Raw genomic sequence first — 1,295 nt, 5'->3', positions numbered from 1 at the left:
TGAGGTGGTGCTGGAAATCTGGACAGGAGGCTAAGCTATCCCCGACGTGAGGGATGAACGGGAATGAAGACGACGCGGAAGAGGTACACGGGCGAGTTCAAGGCCAAGGTTGCGCTGGAGGCGATCCGGGGTGATCTGACGCTGGCTGAGTTGGCGGCCAGACATGGCATCCATCCGACGATGATCGCGACGTGGAAGCGACAGGCGACCGAGGGCATGGCTGCGACGTTCTCTGGGGCGGGCGAGGCAAGCAAGGCCGCAGGCGACAACGCGATCGAGAAGCTGCACGCGAAGATCGGGCAGTTGGTGGTGGAACGGGATTTTTTGTCGAAGGGGTTCGCGCGATGAGCGTTGAGCGGCGTCGGCAGATGATCGAACGGGGGCATGCCGGCCTGTCGATCGTGGCACAGTGTCGGCTGGTATCGATCAGCCGATCCTCGTTCTACCATGCGCCCGTGCCGGAGGCGGCCGAGACGCTGGCGTTGATGGCAGTGATCGACGCCTCGTTCCTGGATCACCCATGGTATGGTAGCCGCCAAATGGCCCGGCACCTTCAGCGGCTCGGGCACGCGGTCGGGCGTCGTCGTGTACGGCGGCTGATGGCAAAGATGGGGCTGTCGCCCATCTATCAGCGTCCGCGGACGAGCGATCCGCATCCGGAGCACCGGATTTATCCCTACCTGCTGCGCGATCTGGAGATCACGCGCCCGGGTCACGTCTGGTGCGCCGATATCACCTACCTGCCCATGCGGCGCGGCTTCCTCTACCTGGTGGCGATCATGGACTGGGCATCGCGAAAGGTACTGGCCTGGCGGCTGTCGAACACGATGGACGCGGAGTTCTGCGTCGCCGCTCTGAAGGAGGCGCTGGCGCGGTTCGACAAACCCGAGATCTTCAACACAGATCAGGGCAGCCAGTTCACGAGTGCCGACTTCACCGGCGTGCTGCGCGACGCCAAGGTGAATATCTCCATGGACGGGCGCGGCCGGTGGATGGACAACGTGTTCATCGAGCGCCTCTGGCGGTCGCTGAAGTACGAATGCGTCTATCTGAATGCCTTCGAGACCGGCACGGAGCTGCGCACCGGGCTCGGCCAGTGGATCACCTATTACAACGGGCACCGGCCCCACTCTCGCTTCGCTGGCCGAACGCCGGACGAGGTCTATGGGCAGGCAGGCGCAGCGCCATATCCTAGGAATGACCCGGATATGGCGCTCACCAGAATGGCGGCGTAAATCAACCGGGGTATAGCTTAGCTCAGCCGCCAAACTGTCCAGGAAGGCGGGACCACCTCA

Annotated in this window: 1 protein-coding gene; it reads left to right on the top strand. The window is 63.3% G+C overall.

Annotated features, from left to right (window positions below; genetic code table 11):
- Positions 1 to 63 precede the first annotated feature (63 nt).
- Positions 64 to 1,235, top strand: a protein-coding gene (locus G3T14_RS24145; protein WP_163645003.1) for an IS3 family transposase whose coding sequence is annotated in 2 segments (ribosomal slippage) — positions 64 to 319 and positions 319 to 1,235 — 1,173 coding nt in all. Because the reading frame shifts where the segments join, the coding sequence is not laid out codon by codon here.
- The last annotated feature ends 60 nt before the right edge of the window (positions 1,236 to 1,295 follow it).

The sequence above is a fragment of the Methylobacterium sp. BTF04 genome (assembly GCF_010692745.1).
Classification (GTDB): domain Bacteria; phylum Pseudomonadota; class Alphaproteobacteria; order Rhizobiales; family Beijerinckiaceae; genus Methylobacterium.
This window is presented reverse-complemented; position numbering and strand designations above follow the sequence as displayed.